The following is a 15,291-nucleotide window of genomic DNA, read 5'->3' on the forward strand; positions in this document are numbered from 1 at the left end:
CGTCACAGTTCCGACGCAACCTTAGACAGGAGCCGGAGGCTGGCGTCCAGCGGCAACGCCGCCTCCTCAAGAGACTTGAAGCAGGTCTCGTAGTCGGCAACACGATCGGGGTCGTCCACGAAGATCCCCTCGTGCTGATTGTCCATGTGCACGATCGTTCTCTGCCCTGGAGTGGTCACGAGCACGAAGGGCGTCGCGACCTTCTGGTAGGCGCGCTTCGCAGCCTTGAACGGCACGATGCGTACCTCCACGCCATTTTCCTCGGCGAGTCGAACGAGGTGCAGCAGCTGCCCCTTCAGGACGTCCGGCGCACCGTGATCGATGTACAGGACGCTTTCGAGGATCAGCAGCACCAGCCGCGGCGCTCGCTGCCTGCGCAGGAAGTCCAGTCGAGCCAGCCTCGCGTCCACCAGCTGCTCGCGTTCTTTGGCGGAACGACCAGGAGTGGTCAGGATGAGATCAGCCATCTCGCGGGTCTGCGCCGGCCCGTACACCAGGGTCGTGTGGAAGCTCCTGATCAAGCTGGCTGCGCTCTCGAACCGATAGAGCCTGCGGACCGGCTCTGGGATGACCTTGCCCCACGGCCGCTTGGGCTGGCGAACTCGCGCGTCCCGGTAGAGCTGCTCCAGCTCCGGCCGATCGTTCGCCGGGACCTTGTACAGGTCGAACAGAGCCCGGATGGTCGGTAGCGCCGGAAGCGAACGTCCGCGCTCCCACGTGCGGACCGTCGGCTCCTTGACGCCCATGGCGTGGGCGACCTCGTCCGTCGAGAGCCTGAGCTTCTCGCGGGTCGCCCGCAGGAAGTCGGCGAGCTGGGACTTGTAGTCGATCGGGCTTTGCTCCCGCTCGTCGCTCATGTGCTGTTCCCTTCTGATCGGGCCTCAGTCTGCCGTCACGCGCACAGAGCGCCTGCCCCGGCTCACCCGATTGGGCCCGTAGCAACACGTAGCAAACTGTTCCGGAACAGTTTAGTGTGACAGTTGCCCAACGGCCCCAGGTTCGCCCGGAGCCCGCGGACCCAGACCCGCCCCACGTACGCGTCGCAGTTCCAAACTCTGACTCGACGTGGGGTGGGGACGGGACCACTACGAAGGCGACACCTGGGGAGATGGCGCGCCGTGGCAGACAACAGCGTTCGAGACATCCAGCTCGTGACCGGACGAGATGAGCACGGGCAGTCCGCCAACGTGGGCGTCGGCATCGCAGCCGGGCTTCTCGTCCTGATCTCCCCAGGCGCCGATCCGCACGCCAGCACCGAGGAGCTGCGACGCAAGCTCCGACGCGTGATTGAGGAGGAGCTGGGCGCCTCGGCCACCGACGGGTTCGTGCAGAAGCTGGTGACCGTCATGACCGATCACTACATGCAACAGGGCGCCCGCGAGATCCGCCTCGATCCAGACACGGCCCGCAGGTACCAAATGCTCGTCCGCAGGGTCAACAACACCTGATGGATCTGTCCACCGAACCAGGCCTCGGCCGCGCGGAGACCCCCCTCACGCGCGTCCGACGGAGGCGGCAGGCCCCGGCACCCTTCCCCCCGACTCGGGGCCTGCCGCTGCTACCCCAGCATCAGAAAGATCTGCCATGACCCCATCAACAAGCCTCGCCGACGTCGAGCAGGCGGTCTGGGTTGGCGTGCACGACGAGCAGCGCCACAGCATCCGCCCGGACGAGCGTCTCCACCGGTACCCCGACGACACCCCCTGGGCCTTCGCCCGCTGCCAACGCGCCGCCTGGCAGGTATCGGAAGGTCGCGAGAGGGCCGCTCAACTCTGGCCCACATGCGAGGAGTGCGCCTCACTGAAGGCCGAGGAAGCCTCGTGACCGAGTGGCAGCTGCGCCTCAGCGCCTACGACCGGCAGGTCCACGCGTTCGACTCCGGGCAGCGCGAAGACTTCTGGGAGGCACTGTGCTCACACACGGTGCCGGCGAACTTCATGGCCGAGTGCCCGGAGAAGCAGCCCTCCTGCCTGCCTTGCCTCATCAAGATCGGCGAGCTGGTCGCGACCCGACAGGAAGGCCGTCGCGCCGAGATCGCCGCCGACGTACGCGAGCAGCTCTCCGCGTTCGACGGCGACAAGACCTTCGGTCAGTGATCGCCCGGCCCGCTCTCCGCTTCGCCAGGGGAGCGGGCTTCGTCGTCTTCGTAGACCTCGCGCCCGTGCTCGATCACCCAGCGGCGGATGACTTCGGTGCGCCACACCTTCCCCATCGCCAAGGTCGCCTCGGGGGCCGGGAAGTCCTCCCTGCTCACGAGCTGCTGCACCCGCTGTCGGCCGACGCGCAGCATCTGGCCGATCTCGGCTGCGCCGACGAGGTGCTCCATGCCGAGGATCATAGTCACAAGACTACTAGTCACTTGCCTAGTAGTCACGTGACTAGTACCGTCGGTAGTCACGTGACTAGTCGCTCACCGAGAGGACGGCACACCATGTCCACCAGCTGGCAGATCTTCAACGCTGTTGCGGACGCCCTGATCCAGGCGGGAGCCACGGAACAGGAGAAGAAGCGGATCCTCGCGGGCACGATGGACGTCGTCGGTGTGCCGCTCCCTTCGTTCAGCCGGTACAGCGGAGACGCGACGATCGTCGAGCTGTTCGGAGAGCGGGGCGTGCAGCAGGCCACGCCCGAGCGGAAGCAGCGTGGCTGACGAGCCCGCGGTCACGATGCATCCGACGCCGTGGACCGCGTTCTTCGAGCCGGACGACCGCCAATGGCACCTGCTCGACGTCAACGGCGACAGCGCGGCGACGGTCGGCGACCAAGCGGTGGCGCAGACCATCGCACGCCTGGTGAACGAAGCGGCACGACGGTGCGCGGCTCACGCGCCTCTGGCGGTTGTCCTGCCGCTCGCGGACCGGCGCACCGTCGACGCCCCTCCCGCGCCGAACCCGAGCAACGGCGCGGCGACGCAGTGGGACGAGCTGTTCGACCACCTGATCTTCCTGCTGGAGACGGGCGCCCACGGACTTCTGCGCACGCGCCTCTTCGACTACGCCGGCGCGACGGTCGGCCTGCCGTTGCCGAGCTGCTTCCGCACCGGCTCGAACCGGGGGAGTAGCGCATGAACCCGGACGACCTCGACGCCCACGTGTTGGTGTGGGGCGTAGCCACCTGCGAGGGCAACACCTGGAGCGTCCGGGCACACAAGCACCATCGCGCAGCCTCGGAAGCCGCCCGCGCCGCGAACGGCTCGGTCGCCTACTACGACCCCGACAACGGCTGGACCGACGTCCGGACCAAGCAGCCGATCCCGTACGGAGCGAACGCGTGAAGCATCCACCAGTCGAAACCGACGCCACCCGCCGCGCCGAGCAGAACGGCCGCATCCTCCTCACCCAGCTGCTGCGGGAGGGCCGCACCAACACGGAGATCGCCCGCTTGCTCCGTATGAGCCGCGGGCACCTCGTCGCGCCGCTGAACGAACTTCGCCGCGAGCTGATCGAGCTCGGCGCGCCGGGGGTCCGCCCGGTCGACCTCGACAGCCTGCAGGGCGCTTGCGACCGCTCCAGGACAGCCCGATGAGCGGCCGCATCGCGGCACCGCCGCGTGCACAGGTTGCCCGCCTCAAGCAGCAACTGCACGCGACAGCGATGCACGAGGCGGGACATGCGGTCGCCGGCGTGTTGCTCGACATCCCGCTGCGTGAGGTCTGGATCGGCTACCAGAAGCACGGGTGGTCGAGCTGGTCTGTCGTCGGACGCACCGAGACCGTGATCGACGGGGACGAGCCGCCACCGGGTGAGCTGAGCACCGATGACCTGAACGACGCAATCTTGTTCGTCTGGGCGGGCCTCGAGGCTGAGGCGATGTGGCTCGAAGAGCAGACCGGCGTCCGGCTGCCTGCGGCCCGGCGCACGGTGGCGTCCGTGTCCGTGCACCAGCAGGGGGATCTTGCGGCCTTGCGCGGCTACCACAAGGACAGGCGGGCCAGGTGGCCCGAACGTCGAGCGCAGGACGTCGCCCGTCAGCTGGTGCTCACCAGGCGGGACCGCGTCGAGGACGTGGCCAGAGCGCTCGTGGAGCGCGGCTGCATCTCCGGGCGTGAGGTTCACGCCCTCGTGAAGTGATCATCTACGGAGGGGTCCATGGGTGCCGTGTCGTTGGTCGCCGATCTGGCGGTGTTCGCGCCGGTCGATGACGAGTTGTGCGTCTTGCTGGTGAAGCGCAAGTACCGGCCGTACAAGGGCTGGTGGGCGCTGCCTGGCGGCGAGGCCGAGGCGAACGAGAGAAGCCGCGATGCCGCCGTTCGCGAGCTGAAGGAGGAAACCGGCGTGCACCTGACGGAGGTGCGCCGGGTCGACGCCTTCGACGAGCCGGAGCGTGACCCGCGGGGCCGCTTCGTGTCGATCGCCTACACCGCGCGGCTGAACGACGCGCCCAAGCCAACGGCGGGCGACGACGCGGCCGAAGCCCGCTGGCGCCCGGTCAGCTCGCTGCTTCACGACGACGTCGCGTTCGACCACCGGCAGATCATCGGGGCCGCCTTACAGGTCTGGGGCCTCGACTGGGAGCACGTCGGAACCAGCACTTCGGCTCGAAAATGAGTTCGAGTAACCCTCGATAACCTTCCTTATCGAGGGTTACTTTCGCTGGTCAAATTCATCAACCGAAGGACACGAGATGGGCCTTTTCAGCAGCAAGCCCGACCCTCACGTACTGCCACCTCCCGCCCCGCGGCCTTCGCTGCGCGAGCAGGCAAGAGCAGCAGCTGCCGCCCGCCAGGTCGACGACGCCGAGGCCCACTGGAACCGACGAAAGGGCGCGCCGATCGTCGAGTACAAGGTCATCGAGGACAAGCGAATCAAGTAGCCCCTCCCCCATCAAGATCAAAACCGAAAGGCAGCCATGAGCAGCGAATCCCCTACCACCGAGACCGACATCCAGGAGGCCCACAAGCCCTACATCGAGAGAGTCATCTGGGCGCTCAACGACGCTGGCATTCCGACCCCGGACCACGAGGTCCACCGCGACGACCCGCGCTCGGCGTACATCCAACTCGGCGAGACCGATCCCAACACCGGTCGCGAGATCGGCTTGGTCTGGCACGAGGAGTCGGGTTGGTACCGCGGCATCGACCAGGCCGGGTCGGGTGAGCTCAACCTGATCCGGTGGATGCACGACCTCCTGCCCACGCCCGGCGAGGTCGCCGCCTGGGTTCGTGCGATGGAGACCGACGCGACCAAGCACGGCGGCATCGAGCGACCGCGGTTCCGGGACTTCGACGACACCGACGACGGCTTCGAGGCCGAGCTTGCAGAGGCTGGCGCCGAGTGACGCTGTCCGATCTTGTCGAACTGGTGCTGGCGGCGATCGAAGAGACTGAGCACTGCGCCCTCGCTGTGCAGGAAGGCCGCAGACAGTGGCGGGTGGGCGAGGTTGGCTTCGAGGGCTACGCAGTTGTGGATAGCAAGGGCGGGCGCGTTCTACGTTCCGATCAGCTGGGCGTCGACCACCACATCGCCCGCAACGACCCCGCCACCACTCTCCGCCGCTGCGCAGCTGACCGAAAGCTGCTCGCCCGCGGAGGCCCCTTCTGCGACTGCGATGAGCGTCGACAGCCGACCAACCCGACCACTGGTCTCCCCATCCCCCACCACTACGACTGCTCCGCCTATGAAGCGGCAGCCGTGCTCGCCGAGAGCTACGGCATCGACACCGACATCCAGATCTAGGAGACAACACCGATGACGACCGACGACCACTCCTGGCCGACCGCGCACACGTTCGGCGGCCAGGTGGCTACCGACCACGGCATGGTGCCCGGCTGCAAGATGAAGACGTGCCCGCACGCCTTCATCGCCCACGACGTCTGGGACGACGAGGACCCGATGCCGATGTGTGGCGCGCCGGGGTGCCGGTGCAGGAAGCCGCCGGTCGGCTGGGAGCGCACGAACCAGTACTTCCGGCGCGGTGACACCATCCCGGCCCACGTGCACGTCCAGGCCCTCGACGGTGTCGTCCACCAGGCCGACGCCGCGTGGAGGAACACGGACTTCGAGTGGCTCGTCGAGATCGAGGAGATCGGAACCGCGCGATGAAAGACGTGTTCCTCAGCGAGCTCGGCGACGAGGTGCCGTGCGAACACCCGCACTGCGAGTACGTCCTGAAGGTCACCGAGCCGCCTGACGGCACTGCACTGGACCAGCACATTTCCGACAAGCTGCGGGTCCAGCACAACTCCTGGCTTGGGCATTGCCCGATGTGGCCTACGGGAATCGAGCCCGAGACCGCAGTGGCGGGTGCGCGAATGGCGTGGGCGATGGACCGGCGCGGCTATCTTCCTCGTGTCCACACAGGAGTGTGGGTGCCGCACACGCGAGGCTGGCTGACGCTCATCCTTCTCAACGAGGTCGAATCAGCCACCGAGGGCGAACTCGCTGAGATGGTCCGGCACGAGGTCGACGCACCGCGGTCCGGTGATCCGGTTCGACTGGCCATGGCACTGGACGCCGACCTCAACCGCGGCAAGGGCGGCGACGTCAAGGGGACGCTGATCAGCTTCGGTCAAGGCCGGCCGAACCAGTGGGCGAAGTGCGCCCAGTGGGAGCGCCGAGAAGGACGATCCCGGTGGACCATCACCGGACAGGGCCGCGCCGCGATTGAGGCGCTTTCGTCGATCGACCTCAACGGGACCGAGCCGGGGCCCCGGAACATCGCGGCGAGTTACTACGCAACGACGCAGGCCGAGATGCTGGCTTCGTTGCGCGCAGATGCCCAAGCGACGCTGAAGGACAGCTGATGGCTGGACTCGAACAGGTGCCGCAGCACCACGTCGTTCCGCATGACGTGGTGCTGCCCGACACCCAGCGCCGGATCGCCGAGGCGCTGTCACCCAACACCGAGCGCGCGTACCGGCGAGTAGCCGCCGACTTCGACGCGTGGTGTCGAAGTAACGACCGGGCGCCGCTGCCCTGCTCCCCCGCCACGCTCGCCGACTACGTCGCGCACCTGTGCGACGAAGGCAAGGCGCCCAAGTCGATCCAGCAGGCCATCGCGGCGATCAGCACGCTGCACCGCCGCGCCGGCCACCCGAAGGGCACACCGGATAGCCAGGCCGCGCTGCTCGTCCTCCGCGGCCACAAGAAGGCGCTGGCCGCCGCGGGGAAGGGAAACAAACAGGCACCGCCGATCACCGTGTCCGTGTTGCAGAAGATGGTGGCCCGCACCCCGGCCGACACCCTCGCGGGCAAACGAGACCGACTCGTTCTCGTGCTCGGCATGGCCCTCGCGGGCCGCCGCTCCGAGCTCGCCGCGCTCGACATCGACGACGTCCAGCCGGACGGCGACGGCGGCATCGACATCCTGATCCGCGCCTCGAAGACCGACCAGGACGCCGTCGGCGAGGTCGTCAACGTGCCAGCCGGCGCGAACCCAGACACCAACGCCGTGCAACTCCTGCACGACTACCTCGCAGCACTGGCGGAGCGGGGCGTCACATCCGGACGCCTGCTGCGCGCGGTCTCGAAGCTCGACAAGCTGTTCCGGTACGAGCGGCTGTCGGGCGCCGCGATCAACGAGATCGTGCGCCGCGCCGCCGTGCGCACCCAACTGCCGAACGCCGCCCAGTACACCGCGCACAGCCTCCGAGCTGGCTTCGCCACCCAGGCGGCGCTCGACGGTGTGCCGCTCGGTCACTGGGCGCGGCACGGTCGCTGGAACCCGACCTCGCCCGTGCCGCACGGCTACGTGCGAGCAGCAGAGAAGAAGACGCATAACCCGCTCAAGAAGATGGGACTGTGATGTTGAACGTCAGCCGCCGCCAGTCCCGCCAAATCGAGTTGCTCACCCCTGCGCACCACGAAGCTGGGCACGCCGTGATCCTGGTCGATGGCGGGATCAGCGTCGAGTCGGTGCAGCTGTTCAAAAGCGAACGAGGAGCCAGCCGCCCGTACTGGGGGCACGTCAGCACTGGGCTGGAGGTCGAGGAGTGCTCGCGGCAACAGCTTGAGGTCTGCGGTGTGTGCGCGTTCGCCGGCGCGGAAGCCGAAGCCTTCTACCTCATGCTCGTCGGGTTTACGCAAGCCGAAGCCCTCGACTTGGCATACAGCGGCGCTGAGGACGACTTGGCGACGCTGTTCCGCGAGGTGCTTCCCAGGCTGCGGCTGCAACCCGAATATCTGCGGTCGTCTGCAGCGAACGCCGTGCACGCACAGTGGCCACGGATCGAGCGGATTGCTGCGGTACTCGCCGTGCGGATGCAAGTCGGTCCACGCGACCTTGGCTAGCGGCCCTCATCTCTCATGCTCTTCTTGACGCGGGCGTACGTCGCGATTAACGCCTGCCTCGGATGTCGACGATCTCGTAGCCCTCATCGCGCAGCGCCCGAACAGCGTCGAACGGGGTGTGCGACTCCAGCCAGCGCACCGCGTGTACGGCATGCGTCATGGGTACCGACGCCGCCTTCCCGTGTCGGAATACCCGCACGAGCCCCCGCTGTGGCACGGGGTCAACCCACAGGCCGCCGAGCAGGTCCGCTTCGATGCCGACCAGTTCGAACGGCGGGTCGTACTTCAGAGCCGCGGTGACGCCGTCCGGTTCGAGGATCTGCACCCGGCCGTCGAGCACGCGGACGGTGCGCACCTCGCCACCGATCTTCATCAGCAGACCGCTGGAGCGGACCTCGGGCAGGGCCATCTCGATCGTGTCGCCCACCGCGACCCTCCGGCGACCCACGGCTTCAGTCCTTCAGCAGACCGCAGGACACGGCGCCGATGGCGTCGTTGTCGCTCATCGCCGACACCTCCTCGGCCGTGTACGACTCGGGCAGCGCGGTGAGGAGCTTGTGGCGGGCGATCTCGGCCAGGCTGGTGGACAGCAGGTGCGGTGCCAGCTGCGTCAGCCAACCCGCGCAGTCCTCGCAGAACCGCGTCGGGTGCGGGTCGCCCGGCAGGCGGGCCTCGTAGAACGGCACCCACACCTGGGTGATGTGGTCGGCGCCGTAGGTGTCGGAGTACTCGTGCTCCCGCCAGCCGACGATGCCGTCGTACTCGCTGTTGTGGCGCAATCCGCACTGGTAGGACACGGCCAGGTCCCAAACCTCCCCCGGCCCGAGGTCCTCGTCCATCACGGTCTTCAGGGCTGGCTCCTCGTGCAACACCAGCACCGGGATCGTCGCGTCGACTGGAGCGGCCCGCAGCGGGGAGTCCTGGCGCACGCGTGTCGCGGTGGCGTTCCAGGCGGCTTGGAGCCCGCCCTCCAGCACCAGGTCGGCGATGTCACGGGCGCTGTAGCGCTGCCCGTCCACGACGAACTTCGGGACGACGGAGTGCTGCCAGCCGTCCTCCAGCGTAAGCCCGAGTTGCGCGCATGCCTCGGCGATCTGCTGGGCGACGCTCGGCCGGGTGCGCGGCGTGCGGCGACCGGTGTGGGCGACGCCAGCGGCCTTGCCGCAGCCGGGGTCGTCACAGCCGGTCGGGCTGGGGCACTCCTCACCGTCCGCGTGGTGGTCGCGGGCGTACGCCTCGGCGGTCTTCCACACGGTGTGGCCGTCGTAGGTCACCTCACTGCTGCCCGCGCAGTGGCGGTCTCCACAGAGGCCGCCGGTGCGGTGCGGGAAGCCGATGGTGCTGTTCTGCATGCAAACTCCTTGGTCAGGCAGCGGCGAGGATCTGCGCGGCGGCGAGGTGGTAGCAGCGGATGCCGCGCTCCCCCGCCTTGCAGGTGCAGGTGTGGGCGGCGACGTCGGTCGCGTAGGTGGCGGTGCCGTCGGAGGACACGGCGGCGAAGGCGGTCGGGGCCGTGCGGACGATGGCGCGCAGCTCGATCAGCTCCTGCGCCTTGGCGACCTGGTTCGCCTTGTAGGCGGCGAGGTCGACGACCTTGGCGGCCTGCTGGATCTTGGCGAAGCATCGGGGGCCGTAGCCGCGGGCGACCGACTTCGCCGCGCGGAGCGTGCGGCCGCAGATGCACTTGGTGGTGGTCTGCGTGACGGTCATCCCGGCCCCCTCCTCGTCGTTTGTGTAGGTACACGATAAGCCTTCGTGTACCTACACGTCAAGCACTGGTGTACCCACACGTCCGACTCTGCTACCTTCCCTCATGTAAAGACACGTGGAGGTGATGAAGTGGCAGCACGAGCACGCGGCGAAGGCAAGACGCCGATCAAGAACATCCGAGTCGAGACCGATGAGTGGGACGCGTTCGGCGCGGCCTGCAAGCTGGCTGGCGCCGACCGATCAGCTGTGATCCGCGATTTTGCGCGCTGGTACACACGTCAGCCCGGCTCGACAATGCCGAAGCGTCCCGATCCGGACCTGCTGATCGCGGCTAAGCAGGCGCGGGATGGCGGCCAGTCGTGACCACGCCGCCAGCGCCCCGCAGCACCGACGGCGAGCGACCTTACGCTGACAGCGACCAGCTCAAGCAGAAGCTGTGGGCCGTGGTCAACGCCGAGCTGGGTCCCAACGCCGCCGACAACCTGGTGGGCAAGCTGCACCAGGCGGTCGTCGACCACATCATGAAGGGCGGTGTGCGAGCGTGAGCAGCGACGAACAACGCAAGGCCGGCGAGGATTTCGCCGCCGCGCTGGGCGAAGCCGCCAAGAAGCTCCAGCAGGGCTTGGAGAACACCGGGCACATCCTCACGGCGCAGGGCGCGATGGGCTGGGTCTACCGCGGTGACCTGCCGAAGGCGCGGCAGGCCTTGGGGAAGCTGCCGGTCGACAAGCTGGCCGAGCTGTCCGCGGTGGCGGCCGCGCTGTCGTCGCTCGCGGACGAGGTCGCGGCGGCGAAGTCGTGACCGCACTCCACGACGCTCTTACCGAATCCGCCGCAGCCGCCCGTGAACGGTTCGCGGGCAACCGGAACGGCTACCTCGACGGCTCGGACACCGTGCACGCCGTCCAGCTCCAGTCCTGGCTCGGCCTGAAGGTGCCCGGCCCCGGTTGCCACGTCGGCACGGGCAGCTGGGACTTCACCCGTTTCAAGCCGACCACCTCGGCCGTGACGTGCGGCAGGTGCTTCTCGGCGGGACTCCGCTCGAGCACCGGCGGCGGGCTTGAGCAGCTCGTGCTGGACGTCGACGCGTGATCAGGCAGCCGCCGCGCCCGCGCGGGTGAGCGCGCGGCGGATGCCCTCCTCAAGTTCGATGCGCGGCCGGTAGAAGCTGTGCAGCTTGGTCGGGTCGCCGACGCGGTAGTGCACGCCGGTCGGCGCGTCCGGCAGTACCTGGACGGCCGCGCTGTAGCCAGCGCCGTGCATGACGAGCCGCGCCAGATCGAGGAAGCTGGTCGGCCGCCCGGTGCACAGGTTGGTCGGGCCCGGCACGTCCTGCTCAACCGCGGCCAGCGTCGCCGCCACGACGTCGTCGATGTGGATCCAGTCGCGCACCTGAAGGCCGCTGCCCCACACCTCGAACGGGTCGTCGCGCTGCACCGCGCGCTGGATGAACGCGGGGAACGGGTACGAGAGGTCCTGGTCCTCGCCGTAGCCGCTGAAGGGCCGGAACACGTGCACGCGGAGGCCTTCGGATTCGGCGTGCTGAGCCAGCATCTCCCCGGTCAGCTTCGCCCAACCGTAGGTGAGGTCGGGCGAGCCGATCCAGTCGAACGCGAGGTCGTCCTCACGCAGCCGGTAGGTGTTCTCCAGCTCAACCAACCGTCCGCCGCTGGTCTCCGTGCTGACGAGCTTCGTCTTCTCCTGCAACCCGACCGGGTATGCGGCCGAGCTGGAGTAGTAGACGATCCGACCGGGCCGGGTGCGAAGTGCCCACTGGAACAGCTCGGCGTCGATCGCAAGGTCCACGGCGACCTTGAGCGGGGCGCCCTCGATCGTCGCGCGGCCACCGACCACGGCGGCCAGGTGGATGACGAGGTCGAAGTGGTCCTCGTTCCGGCGGAAGAAGTCCCGCACGTCCGCCCTGAACTCAAGCGCATTCCACACGGGTCCCTGACTCCACGGAACTGCGATGTCGATGCCGGTCAGGTCATGGCCCTGCTCGGCGAGAACGCGCCAGAAATGACGGCCGACGAACCCCTTGTGGCCGGTGATCAGGACTCGCACGACGCCTCCTCGGTGTTCCTCTGCGCGTCGACCGCACTGACCTCGATGGTCACTCCGGACTCGCCACGACGAAGCAAGACCGCCGTGTCCGGGGTGAACGCGGCCAGCTCGTCATCGGTGAGCTCGACGCTCTCGCCGCCGAGACGCCGCACCAGCGCGGCGATGATCGACGCGGACTCCTGCACGGCCTCGTCGCACCCAGCGCAGTCCCCGCTCACCGCCGCACCCCCGTGATCACCTGGAACATGTCCGTCGTCTCATGCGCGACGACTTCGAACCCGCTCTGCTCTAGCAGGTCGTGATAGCCCTCCAGGTCGAACGCCCAGGTGTGAAACTCGTAGGCGTTGCCGGGCCGTTCGGTGTGCGGCGACGACGCGACGAGCACCCGCGAGTGCTCGGCGATCCGGCGCACGAGCGCGTGCGGGTCAACGAGGTGCTCCAGCATCTCGGTCGCCACCGCGATCTCCGCCCACTCGACCTCGCCGTGCACGACGTCGCCGTACCGGACGTCCACTCCGCGCTCGGCCACCGCGGGCCCGACGTTGGACTGCTGCAAGTCGTAGCCCCAGGCGTCCAGCGGCGGCCGAACCTGGTCGAGCAACCACAGCAGCCCGCCGTCACCGCAGCCGAGGTCGGCGACAGTCGACAGGCCGAGCTCACGGGCCGCGTGTCGCACCATCCTGGCCGCGATGTCGAGCCGATCGCGGTGTACGGCCTCGTCGACGTGAGGAGCGCGGTCGCGGCCGGCGTACCACTCGGCGGTGGTCCAGGCCGGGATCGTGCCCTCCTCGAACAACCGCCACGCGGTCACGACCTGGCCGCCGGCGCGAGCAGGGCCCGCAGCTTCGCAAGGTCCTGATCGAGGCCTCCGTTCACCCAGTCCTCGTAGGATTTCCGGTCCGCGAGGTACTGCTGCTCGGAGTTGACCTCGCGGTAGCCGTCGTCTTGCGGCGCCTTCCCGGCGAGCGGGTGCATGTGCTCGATCACGACCTCGGGCAGGTACCGGATGCGGCCGATGCCTTCGCCGATGCTGAGCCACGCGTTGTCGAGGTACAGGTGCACCAAGCCGGGCGGCACCATGTAACCGAGGGCGGCGATGACGTCGGCGGTCATCGCGACGGCTGTCGGCAGCGCGGCGCCCTGGATGAGGTCGTTGCCGTACACCACACCGGTGCCGAGGTCGGCGAGCGCGGTGCTGAACGCCGCGTCCCAGCCGCGGGTGCGCGGACGGTGGTCGTCGCCCATGAACCCGATCGCCTTGTGCCGACCACCCTGCGCCTCTGCGACCGCGAGTGCGTTGAGGGTGCCCGCGAGCCGCAGCCGCGACTGGGAGATCCACCGCGGCGGGTGCACAGGCGCCGGCGGCCACTCCATCTCCGGCTTGATCGTGAGGTACTCGCTGAGCGCGGGGTCGTCGTCATCGAGCGCGATCAGGAGCTCGGTGTCGCCGACGGTCGTTTCGCTCCACGCTTCGAGCAGCGCGGCGATGTTGTGGGGTCGCCCGCGGGTCGGGACGATCATGAGCAAGTCAGCCATGGGGGGCCTCCTTCGAAAGCAGGACATCGGTGGTCGCGAACACTCGCGCGGCCCGTTCCAGCTGGCCGCCGAGGCGGTAGAAGGCGTTCTGCACGACCCGTGGCGGCACGCCGGCGGCGAAGGAGTGCCCGACCTCGACGCAGGCCTCGCCGAGCTCGTGCAGCAGGAAGCCGACGTTCACGGGCTCGGTGCCCGGCGGGAACACTTGGCCGTAGCGCTGGCCGCAGCTCGGATCGGGGCAGACCCAGCTTTCTCCAGGCCCCAGCTCGGGAACGGCGCACCGGTGCGCGGCGTCCACGACGACCACGTCGTCGTTGGTCTCCTCGGTCACGACCCCTCCCTGCTGCCGGAGCCTTCCGGCGCGAGCGTCGCCAGAAGGTCAGCGAGGTGCTCTGCTTCGAACAGGCGCTCGTCGGCGTACAGCGGATGCTCAGGCGGCAAGGTCTTGACCCGAAAGTGGTCGAGCCTCGTGGTGTCCTCCCACTTGAGCGCCCAGCGGGCGCCATGACTGCGCACCAGCACTCTGATGCGGTCGTGGCCGTTGCCCTTGTTCGGCAGCGAGACATAAGCACGTGCACCTGCGGGTGCCACCTTGGTGCTCTCCACGTAGTTGCACTGCACGACTTTCCTGTCGTTGCTCATGATGCTGCCCGTGAGCCGGTGAGTTGCGACAGAAGGGCCTGCTCCCAGAGGTGCCCGTTGCCTTCGATCGTGTTGCGTGTTGCGAGATCACGGGCCGCAGCACCCATCTCCGCGCGCATGCCGGCGTCGAGCACCAGATCCCGCAGGACCGTCGGCCACTCGTGCGGGGCGCGCAGCAGGAACCCGGTCTCGCCGTGCACCACGAAGTCCGGGTAGGGACCGACGTCGGACGCAACGATCGGCACGCCCCGCGCAGCGGCCTCCAACGCCTTGATCCAGGACTTCGACCGGTTGAACACGTGTGGGGTCAGCGGCGCCGTCGCGATGTCGAACCGGCCGAGCGCCCGGTAGTACTCCCACAGGTCGTCGAACCAGTCCTCCACCGTCCACTGGTCGCGGTCGACGCGCTTGGCCCAGCTGAACCGCTCTTGGAACGCCTGCCGGCTGCCGCCGATCGTGTGCAGCATCGCCGCCGAGTTGCGCTCCAAGAACCGGGCGAACTGAGGCCCGATCTCCTCGAAGTCCATCACGTGCGTATCGCTGCCCGCCCAGCCGATAACGACCCGCTGGTCCGTGCGCTCCGGGGCCTCGAGGTCGAGCATCGCCTGCGGCACGAAGTTCGGGATCACCACGACGTTCGGGTTGAGCGCGCGGACCTTGTCGGCGAGCGTCTCGGTCGTGACCGTGACGAGGTCGGCGACCGTGATGTTGCGCCGTAGCCGCTCCTGCACGTCCGGTCGGCTGAACCAGGCGTAGGAGACCGGCGACCGCGGGTCGACCTCCCAGAGGTCGTCGTCGATGTCGAACACCATGAGCGGCCGCTTCGGGTGCACCGCGATCCGCTGCCACGCTGTGGACGGCCCCGGTTCGCAGATCCGCTGCCCGAGCAGCACGTCGCACGTGTCGAGCCACTCGTCCGGCATGATCGTGTTGGCCATGGTCTCATGGCCACGGCGCGCCAGCTCGTTGAGCGGCATGCGCACGCGGTACCAGCCGCAGCCCATGTTGTCGGCCGCCCAGCCGAAGATCTTCACGTCGAGCACCTAGCCGACCGCGGCGAGAGGTGGTGGTTCACAGCCCCTCCTGACCGAAGATTTTCCTGCGATCAGCG

General features: G+C 68.3%; 31 protein-coding genes. 19 read left to right on the forward strand and 12 right to left on the reverse strand.

Annotated features, from left to right (window positions below; genetic code table 11):
* Positions 1–2 precede the first annotated feature (2 nt).
* A complete protein-coding gene (locus BBK82_RS03060) occupies positions 3–857 on the reverse strand; it encodes a helix-turn-helix domain-containing protein (protein ID WP_065913614.1) in 855 nt (284 codons plus the stop codon).
* 261 nt (positions 858–1,118) lie between these two features.
* Between BBK82_RS03060 and BBK82_RS03065 the strand changes: the two genes are divergently transcribed.
* Together BBK82_RS03065 and BBK82_RS03075 are read left to right on the forward strand one after the other, a co-directional pair.
* A complete protein-coding gene (locus tag BBK82_RS03065; RefSeq protein ID WP_154697018.1) occupies positions 1,119–1,448 on the forward strand; it encodes a hypothetical protein in 330 nt (109 codons plus the stop codon).
* A gap of 372 nt (positions 1,449–1,820) precedes the next feature.
* Positions 1,821–2,096, forward strand: a complete 276-nt coding sequence (locus tag BBK82_RS03075) for a hypothetical protein (RefSeq protein ID WP_065913617.1) — start codon at positions 1,821–1,823, stop codon at positions 2,094–2,096.
* Here the strand turns inward: BBK82_RS03075 and BBK82_RS03080 are convergent.
* Entirely contained in the window at positions 2,090–2,338 is a 249-nt protein-coding gene (locus BBK82_RS03080; RefSeq protein WP_218920571.1) for a hypothetical protein, read from the reverse strand. The two genes, BBK82_RS03075 and BBK82_RS03080, sit on opposite strands and share 7 nt — an antisense overlap.
* A gap of 93 nt (positions 2,339–2,431) precedes the next feature.
* On the opposite strand from BBK82_RS03080, the gene BBK82_RS03085 reads away from it, so the two are divergent.
* The 13 genes from BBK82_RS03085 to BBK82_RS03140 all read left to right on the forward strand — a co-directional run bounded on the left by BBK82_RS03085 (position 2,432) and on the right by BBK82_RS03140 (position 8,228).
* Entirely contained in the window at positions 2,432–2,650 is a 219-nt protein-coding gene (locus BBK82_RS03085; protein ID WP_065913618.1) for a hypothetical protein, read from the forward strand.
* Positions 2,643–3,068 carry a hypothetical protein gene (locus BBK82_RS03090; RefSeq protein ID WP_065913619.1) on the forward strand — a complete coding sequence of 142 codons (426 nt, stop codon included), beginning with the start codon at positions 2,643–2,645 and terminating at the stop codon, positions 3,066–3,068. The genes BBK82_RS03085 and BBK82_RS03090 overlap by 8 nt, the downstream gene beginning before the upstream one ends.
* Positions 3,065–3,274, forward strand: coding sequence for a hypothetical protein (locus BBK82_RS03095; protein WP_065913620.1), 210 nt, complete (start codon positions 3,065–3,067; stop codon positions 3,272–3,274). The genes BBK82_RS03090 and BBK82_RS03095 overlap by 4 nt, the downstream gene beginning before the upstream one ends.
* The gene (locus tag BBK82_RS03100; RefSeq protein WP_065913621.1) at positions 3,271–3,525 is read left to right on the forward strand and encodes a hypothetical protein; all 255 of its coding nucleotides are present in this window, start codon (positions 3,271–3,273) and stop codon (positions 3,523–3,525) included. Before BBK82_RS03095 ends, BBK82_RS03100 begins: the two co-directional genes overlap by 4 nt.
* Complete coding sequence (locus BBK82_RS03105; protein ID WP_065913622.1) at positions 3,522–4,070, forward strand: hypothetical protein; 549 nt, start codon at positions 3,522–3,524, stop codon at positions 4,068–4,070. The genes BBK82_RS03100 and BBK82_RS03105 overlap by 4 nt, the downstream gene beginning before the upstream one ends.
* Positions 4,071–4,088: 18 nt before the next feature.
* The gene (locus BBK82_RS03110) at positions 4,089–4,547 is read left to right on the forward strand and encodes an NUDIX domain-containing protein (protein WP_083267759.1); all 459 of its coding nucleotides are present in this window, start codon (positions 4,089–4,091) and stop codon (positions 4,545–4,547) included.
* A gap of 76 nt (positions 4,548–4,623) precedes the next feature.
* Positions 4,624–4,812, forward strand: a complete 189-nt coding sequence (locus BBK82_RS49635) for a hypothetical protein (protein WP_154697019.1) — start codon at positions 4,624–4,626, stop codon at positions 4,810–4,812.
* 36 nt (positions 4,813–4,848) lie between these two features.
* Positions 4,849–5,277, forward strand: coding sequence for a DUF6292 family protein (locus BBK82_RS03115; protein ID WP_065913623.1), 429 nt, complete (start codon positions 4,849–4,851; stop codon positions 5,275–5,277).
* Positions 5,274–5,675, forward strand: coding sequence for a DUF6221 family protein (locus BBK82_RS03120; protein ID WP_065913624.1), 402 nt, complete (start codon positions 5,274–5,276; stop codon positions 5,673–5,675). The genes BBK82_RS03115 and BBK82_RS03120 overlap by 4 nt, the downstream gene beginning before the upstream one ends.
* Before the next feature lie 12 nt (positions 5,676–5,687).
* Positions 5,688–6,041, forward strand: coding sequence for a hypothetical protein (locus BBK82_RS03125; RefSeq protein WP_065913625.1), 354 nt, complete (start codon positions 5,688–5,690; stop codon positions 6,039–6,041).
* Positions 6,038–6,742 carry a hypothetical protein gene (locus tag BBK82_RS03130; protein WP_065913626.1) on the forward strand — a complete coding sequence of 235 codons (705 nt, stop codon included), beginning with the start codon at positions 6,038–6,040 and terminating at the stop codon, positions 6,740–6,742. The genes BBK82_RS03125 and BBK82_RS03130 overlap by 4 nt, the downstream gene beginning before the upstream one ends.
* Complete coding sequence (locus BBK82_RS03135) at positions 6,742–7,743, forward strand: site-specific integrase (RefSeq protein ID WP_065913627.1); 1,002 nt, start codon at positions 6,742–6,744, stop codon at positions 7,741–7,743. The genes BBK82_RS03130 and BBK82_RS03135 overlap by 1 nt, the downstream gene beginning before the upstream one ends.
* Positions 7,743–8,228 carry a hypothetical protein gene (locus BBK82_RS03140; protein WP_170067861.1) on the forward strand — a complete coding sequence of 162 codons (486 nt, stop codon included), beginning with the start codon at positions 7,743–7,745 and terminating at the stop codon, positions 8,226–8,228. The genes BBK82_RS03135 and BBK82_RS03140 overlap by 1 nt, the downstream gene beginning before the upstream one ends.
* 46 nt (positions 8,229–8,274) lie before the next feature.
* Here BBK82_RS03140 and BBK82_RS03145 read toward each other — a convergent pair whose 3' ends face one another.
* Genes BBK82_RS03145 through BBK82_RS03155 form a run of 3 tightly spaced genes read right to left on the reverse strand, consistent with a single transcriptional unit; the run spans position 8,275 to position 9,938 of the window.
* Positions 8,275–8,676 (reverse strand): hypothetical protein, encoded by a 402-nt coding sequence (locus BBK82_RS03145; protein WP_154697020.1) that lies wholly within the window; start codon positions 8,674–8,676, stop codon positions 8,275–8,277.
* Positions 8,677–8,680: 4 nt separating this feature from the next.
* Entirely contained in the window at positions 8,681–9,580 is a 900-nt protein-coding gene (locus BBK82_RS03150; RefSeq protein ID WP_065913630.1) for a hypothetical protein, read from the reverse strand.
* 13 nt (positions 9,581–9,593) lie between these two features.
* The gene (locus BBK82_RS03155; protein ID WP_065913631.1) at positions 9,594–9,938 is read right to left on the reverse strand and encodes a DUF6011 domain-containing protein; all 345 of its coding nucleotides are present in this window, start codon (positions 9,936–9,938) and stop codon (positions 9,594–9,596) included.
* A gap of 129 nt (positions 9,939–10,067) precedes the next feature.
* Between BBK82_RS03155 and BBK82_RS49640 the strand changes: the two genes are divergently transcribed.
* The 4 genes from BBK82_RS49640 to BBK82_RS03170 are packed head-to-tail and all read left to right on the forward strand — an operon-like array spanning position 10,068 to position 11,030.
* Positions 10,068–10,301, forward strand: a complete 234-nt coding sequence (locus BBK82_RS49640) for a hypothetical protein (RefSeq protein ID WP_154697021.1) — start codon at positions 10,068–10,070, stop codon at positions 10,299–10,301.
* Positions 10,298–10,483: a hypothetical protein gene (locus tag BBK82_RS03160; RefSeq protein WP_065913632.1), complete on the forward strand. Its 186-nt coding sequence runs from the start codon at positions 10,298–10,300 to the stop codon at positions 10,481–10,483. The genes BBK82_RS49640 and BBK82_RS03160 overlap by 4 nt, the downstream gene beginning before the upstream one ends.
* On the forward strand, positions 10,480–10,740 hold the full coding sequence (locus tag BBK82_RS03165; protein WP_065913633.1) for a hypothetical protein: 261 nt from the start codon (positions 10,480–10,482) through the stop codon (positions 10,738–10,740). Before BBK82_RS03160 ends, BBK82_RS03165 begins: the two co-directional genes overlap by 4 nt.
* Positions 10,737–11,030 carry a hypothetical protein gene (locus BBK82_RS03170; protein ID WP_065913634.1) on the forward strand — a complete coding sequence of 98 codons (294 nt, stop codon included), beginning with the start codon at positions 10,737–10,739 and terminating at the stop codon, positions 11,028–11,030. Before BBK82_RS03165 ends, BBK82_RS03170 begins: the two co-directional genes overlap by 4 nt.
* Here the strand turns inward: BBK82_RS03170 and BBK82_RS03175 are convergent, their stop codons facing one another.
* Genes BBK82_RS03175 through BBK82_RS03205 form a run of 7 tightly spaced genes read right to left on the reverse strand, consistent with a single transcriptional unit; the run spans position 11,031 to position 15,214 of the window.
* Complete coding sequence (locus tag BBK82_RS03175) at positions 11,031–12,002, reverse strand: NAD-dependent epimerase/dehydratase family protein (protein WP_065913635.1); 972 nt, start codon at positions 12,000–12,002, stop codon at positions 11,031–11,033.
* Positions 11,990–12,220 (reverse strand): hypothetical protein, encoded by a 231-nt coding sequence (locus BBK82_RS03180; RefSeq protein WP_065913636.1) that lies wholly within the window; start codon positions 12,218–12,220, stop codon positions 11,990–11,992. Before BBK82_RS03180 ends, BBK82_RS03175 begins: the two co-directional genes overlap by 13 nt.
* Complete coding sequence (locus BBK82_RS03185; protein WP_065913637.1) at positions 12,217–12,813, reverse strand: methyltransferase domain-containing protein; 597 nt, start codon at positions 12,811–12,813, stop codon at positions 12,217–12,219. Before BBK82_RS03185 ends, BBK82_RS03180 begins: the two co-directional genes overlap by 4 nt.
* Positions 12,810–13,538: a glycosyltransferase family 2 protein gene (locus BBK82_RS03190; RefSeq protein WP_065913638.1), complete on the reverse strand. Its 729-nt coding sequence runs from the start codon at positions 13,536–13,538 to the stop codon at positions 12,810–12,812. Before BBK82_RS03190 ends, BBK82_RS03185 begins: the two co-directional genes overlap by 4 nt.
* Positions 13,531–13,869, reverse strand: a complete 339-nt coding sequence (locus BBK82_RS03195) for a hypothetical protein (RefSeq protein ID WP_065913639.1) — start codon at positions 13,867–13,869, stop codon at positions 13,531–13,533. Before BBK82_RS03195 ends, BBK82_RS03190 begins: the two co-directional genes overlap by 8 nt.
* Positions 13,866–14,180 (reverse strand): hypothetical protein, encoded by a 315-nt coding sequence (locus tag BBK82_RS03200; RefSeq protein ID WP_065913640.1) that lies wholly within the window; start codon positions 14,178–14,180, stop codon positions 13,866–13,868. Before BBK82_RS03200 ends, BBK82_RS03195 begins: the two co-directional genes overlap by 4 nt.
* Positions 14,177–15,214: a glycosyltransferase family 4 protein gene (locus BBK82_RS03205; RefSeq protein ID WP_154697022.1), complete on the reverse strand. Its 1,038-nt coding sequence runs from the start codon at positions 15,212–15,214 to the stop codon at positions 14,177–14,179. The genes BBK82_RS03200 and BBK82_RS03205 overlap by 4 nt, the downstream gene beginning before the upstream one ends.
* Positions 15,215–15,291 lie beyond the last annotated feature (77 nt).

The organism is Lentzea guizhouensis (assembly GCF_001701025.1).
In the GTDB taxonomy this organism is placed as follows: domain Bacteria; phylum Actinomycetota; class Actinomycetes; order Mycobacteriales; family Pseudonocardiaceae; genus Lentzea; species Lentzea guizhouensis.

Bases quoted from the DNA above. Each gene is read 5' to 3' on its own strand.
- BBK82_RS03125 (WP_065913625.1), top strand. From the start codon at position 5,688: ATGACGACCGACGACCACTCCTGGCCGACCGCGCACACGTTCGGCGGC.
- BBK82_RS03105 (WP_065913622.1), top strand. From the start codon at position 3,522: ATGAGCGGCCGCATCGCGGCACCGCCGCGTGCACAGGTTGCCCGCCTC.
- BBK82_RS03110 (WP_083267759.1), top strand. From the start codon at position 4,089: ATGGGTGCCGTGTCGTTGGTCGCCGATCTGGCGGTGTTCGCGCCGGTC.
- BBK82_RS03130 (WP_065913626.1), top strand. From the start codon at position 6,038: ATGAAAGACGTGTTCCTCAGCGAGCTCGGCGACGAGGTGCCGTGCGAA.
- BBK82_RS03080 (WP_218920571.1), bottom strand. From the start codon at position 2,338: ATGATCCTCGGCATGGAGCACCTCGTCGGCGCAGCCGAGATCGGCCAG.
- BBK82_RS03200 (WP_065913640.1), bottom strand. From the start codon at position 14,180: ATGAGCAACGACAGGAAAGTCGTGCAGTGCAACTACGTGGAGAGCACC.
- BBK82_RS03150 (WP_065913630.1), bottom strand. From the start codon at position 9,580: ATGCAGAACAGCACCATCGGCTTCCCGCACCGCACCGGCGGCCTCTGT.
- BBK82_RS03085 (WP_065913618.1), top strand. From the start codon at position 2,432: ATGTCCACCAGCTGGCAGATCTTCAACGCTGTTGCGGACGCCCTGATC.
- BBK82_RS03140 (WP_170067861.1), top strand. From the start codon at position 7,743: ATGTTGAACGTCAGCCGCCGCCAGTCCCGCCAAATCGAGTTGCTCACC.
- BBK82_RS03115 (WP_065913623.1), top strand. From the start codon at position 4,849: ATGAGCAGCGAATCCCCTACCACCGAGACCGACATCCAGGAGGCCCAC.
- BBK82_RS03135 (WP_065913627.1), top strand. From the start codon at position 6,742: ATGGCTGGACTCGAACAGGTGCCGCAGCACCACGTCGTTCCGCATGAC.
- BBK82_RS49635 (WP_154697019.1), top strand. From the start codon at position 4,624: ATGGGCCTTTTCAGCAGCAAGCCCGACCCTCACGTACTGCCACCTCCC.
- BBK82_RS03060 (WP_065913614.1), bottom strand. From the start codon at position 857: ATGAGCGACGAGCGGGAGCAAAGCCCGATCGACTACAAGTCCCAGCTC.
- BBK82_RS03190 (WP_065913638.1), bottom strand. From the start codon at position 13,538: ATGGCTGACTTGCTCATGATCGTCCCGACCCGCGGGCGACCCCACAAC.
- BBK82_RS03095 (WP_065913620.1), top strand. From the start codon at position 3,065: ATGAACCCGGACGACCTCGACGCCCACGTGTTGGTGTGGGGCGTAGCC.
- BBK82_RS03155 (WP_065913631.1), bottom strand. From the start codon at position 9,938: ATGACCGTCACGCAGACCACCACCAAGTGCATCTGCGGCCGCACGCTC.